Origin of the sequence: Corynebacterium sp. HMSC059E07 (assembly GCF_001814395.1) — a bacterium.
GTDB classification, from domain to species: Bacteria; Actinomycetota; Actinomycetes; order Mycobacteriales; family Mycobacteriaceae; genus Corynebacterium; species Corynebacterium hesseae.
In genome coordinates this window covers 1-2,382 of sequence record NZ_KV816299.1, presented here as the reverse complement: position 1 = coordinate 2,382, position 2,382 = coordinate 1, and the positions used below count along the sequence as shown (strand labels likewise).

The 2,382-nt window shown below is 53.6% G+C and carries 1 protein-coding gene; it reads right to left on the bottom strand.

Features of this window, described 5'->3' with window-relative positions; genetic code table 11:
* Window positions 1-183: 183 nt before the first annotated feature.
* A complete protein-coding gene (locus HMPREF2967_RS05855) occupies window positions 184-2,103 on the bottom strand; it encodes a COG1361 family protein (protein ID WP_070685454.1) in 1,920 nt (639 codons plus the stop codon).
* Window positions 2,104-2,382 lie beyond the last annotated feature (279 nt).

The following is a 2,382-nucleotide window of genomic DNA, read 5'->3' as shown; positions in this document are numbered from 1 at the left end:
ATCTGCGGTGACCGTGCCGAAAGCCTCGGCCAGCGTTGAGTATCCAGCCGTGAATTAAGCTACGCTGCAATACTCCTTCTCTATGCAGGAAGAGAGCCAAATAGGGGGTAAAGAGCAAAACGACAAAAGCCCGAGTTCAAAAACTGAAGCTCGGGCTTTCGTCAGTCAAGGGACCTAGTTTCGCTAGGACTCCTTACGGCGTGCGAACCACAGAAGCATGATTGCCGCTACTAGTAGTGCCAGTGCAAGGCCAGCGATGGTCTTTACATTCGCACCGGTATCCGCAAGAACGCGCGATGATGGGCTATCTTGGTTCTCCACAGAATTGGAGCGCTCAGGCGTTGATGCAGAAACGTCGGATGGTTGCTCCGTTACTTCCCTAGCAGGCTGTTCCTGCTTCGGCTGCTCCTGCTTCGGCTGCTCCTGCTTCGGCTGCTCCTTTGGAGCTTCTTTCGGCGTAGTATCCGGTTGGTGGTGCTTCATCAGGAGCGGAACAATTGCCAGTGGTACCAGTGGGAGAAGAAGTCCCCATGCGCTAGAGCCTTCCTTGGGCTTGTCACCTTCAGGCTTTTCCGGCTCTGATGGTTCCGGAGCTGGCGTGGACGTCTCAGGAGTGGTTGTGTCTTCGGGGCTGCTCGGCTCCGCAGTCGTAGATTCAGCTGGGGTTTCGTTAACCTCGGTGGTCGTAGCCGTCGAAGTTACAGTCACCGGAGGACACGGATCATCCTCGCTCGGCGTCGTAGTCGTAGGCGTCGCAGTGTCCTCAGACTCAGTCACCGACGTAGTCACAGTGCTTTCAGTTCCCTCCGGTTCAGTCTCCGAAGGAGTAACTGTCGTCGTCGTAGTACTCGGCACACACTCCTCAGGAGTCTTCGACGGCTTCGGTGCCGGCTCAAACGGGGAATCCTCAGTCGTCGGCGTCGGCTCTTCCGAATCAGACGGCTCCGGGCTCGGCTCTTCCGAATCAGACGGCTCCGAGCTCGGTTCTTCAGGCTTGGGTTCTTCCTCGACCGTCAGTGCTGCAGCGGCACGATCCTGAGCAAACAAAGGCGAATTACGGCTCTCAACCTTTGCCCCAAAGTGCTCGGTTGCTAGATCGAAGGTGCAATCTTTGGACCGAACCAACTGCTCAATGTGAATGGTCGAACCTTCCGGAATCCAGACGTCACCAGCAAACTCTTTTTCGTTAATCTTCCACTGGAACCTTTGCAGCCAGCGGTAGTCTTGTAGGTCTGTACCGTCAGCTCCCGTCCAAATGGTCGGTGATTCTTGAGGATTGAGCGTCGAAACAGGATAGCTCGGGCCTTGGAACACATTGTCCGTAAACTCACCACCACTCTTATCGGTGACGGTAAAAGACGCAGGCTCTTCCAACTCAAATTTTTCGGTATCGGTACCCAGCCATAGATCCGCCAACCAAGTACCATACTGACCCGGGTTTTCAAACTTAAGATCGCCCGTTGCTACACGAAGGCACTGGTCGCCGTTCGGAGCATCGGACATCTTCCAGTCGTTCCAAGTCCAGTCGAGCGTCGGACGAATATCAACCTCCGTGCCCACGGCGATTCCTAGTTCATCACCGGCATTGGCTTCCTCATTGACCGTCACCGGAATCTCAACTGTCATAGAAGGATTTGGTCCGAGTCTAAGTTCTTCAGGCGTGAACTCAAACGAAATAAGGTTGTCTTCCTCATTCACATTGACAAATTTGGGAGTACGGGTTTGCCCATCCGCCCAGTTGAAGGACAACTGATCGGCGTCGCGAACCTTCAGCTTCCGATCAACCTGAAGCTCGAAGATGACCGCGGTGGCATCTGATTCACCGTATTTCCACTGACCGATTGCAGGGAATGGAACCTTTCCCTCCAATTCCACAGTGGCGGTCACGTCGTCACCAGGATGAACCTTTTCCTTGTCAGTGTTAAGGGTAATTGACGCTTGAGGCCCCTTACCTAGATCGTCGCCGTGACGAGTAGTCAAACTTGGGTCCGTCAGCGCTGCTTTAGATTCGTTCGTCGGAAGCGCAACCACAGCTGCCGTGGCTAAGGCAGTGGCAGATACTAAAGCACACGTCTTGGTGGCTAGGGTTTTTGAGATTTTCATGAATGTCTCCGTAGAAAAAAAGGAAGCGAAAGCAAAGACTGCTCCAGCCCTGGACAATACTCGACTCCCCAACTTTGGCAATGCGCAGCTATTTATAACTTCAAAAACTAACCCTTTTTGGGGTGTATGCAGGTCCAACGCTTCACATCAGACAACTCGATTCACACCTATTTCGCTCTGTCTGGCCCCACCGCGATTACAGGAGACTCGATTCAGCCCGTCGCTTAGCCAAAAGCTAGTCTGCGGTTGTGATGTCTAGGGACTTTTTGGACACGGAGT

Coding starts and splice junctions, on each gene's coding strand:
- HMPREF2967_RS05855 (WP_070685454.1), bottom strand. CDS start 2,103: ATGAAAATCTCAAAAACCCTAGCCACCAAGACGTGTGCTTTAGTATCT.